General features: G+C 48.3%; 1 rRNA gene (running past one end of the window). It reads right to left on the reverse strand.

The window, feature by feature from the left end:
• Positions 1-653 (reverse strand): 23S ribosomal RNA (locus AC6I5A_RS06780) (it extends 2,662 nt beyond the left edge of the window).
• Positions 654-753: the final 100 nt, after the last annotated feature.

The following is a 753-nucleotide window of genomic DNA, read 5'->3' on the forward strand; positions in this document are numbered from 1 at the left end:
CTTCCGAGGTGCTTTTCACCTTTCCCTCACGGTACTTGTTCGCTATCGGTCGCTAAGTAGTATTTAGCCTTGGGAGGTGGTCCTCCCTGCTTCCCACGGGGTTTCTCGTGTCCCGCGGTACTCAGGATCCCCTCACAGTTAAGCTCCCTTTCGTTTACAGGGGTGTTACCTTCTCCGCCCGAACTTTCCAGTTCTGTTCAGCTAGAGATCTTAACTTAATAGAGGGTCCTACAACCCCCACCCAGAGGCCGGAAATCGGATGCCAGATGTCAGATGCATGTTAGTTTTTCAGGTACTTAAGTCTTTATACATCGCTTAAATTCCTTACAAACCGTCATTCATTCTGGCTTCAGGCTTCTGACCTCTGGCCTCTGGATGGGTTTGGGCTCTTCCCGTTTCGCTCGCCGCTACTCAGGGAATCGATTATTCTTTCTCTTCCTCCGGGTACTTAGATGTTTCAGTTCCCCGGGTTGCCTTCTTTAACCTATTTATTCAGTTAAAGATAACCGGACATGACTCCGGTTGGGTTGCCCCATTCGGGTATCCACGGATCATAACCTGCTTACGACTCCCCGTGGCATTTCGCTGTTAACCGCGCCCTTCTTCGACTCTTAGCGCCTAGGCATCCACCGTACGCCCTTAGTAGCTTGACCTAATTCTCGCTACTTTTGGGTTCTTTTCAAAACTTCCGTTTTGTTGTGAATTCTTTCGACTTTTACTAGATTTTCTTCTCTATGCAGTTTTCAAAGAACA

The organism is Desulfosporosinus sp. Tol-M2, assembly GCF_059735615.1.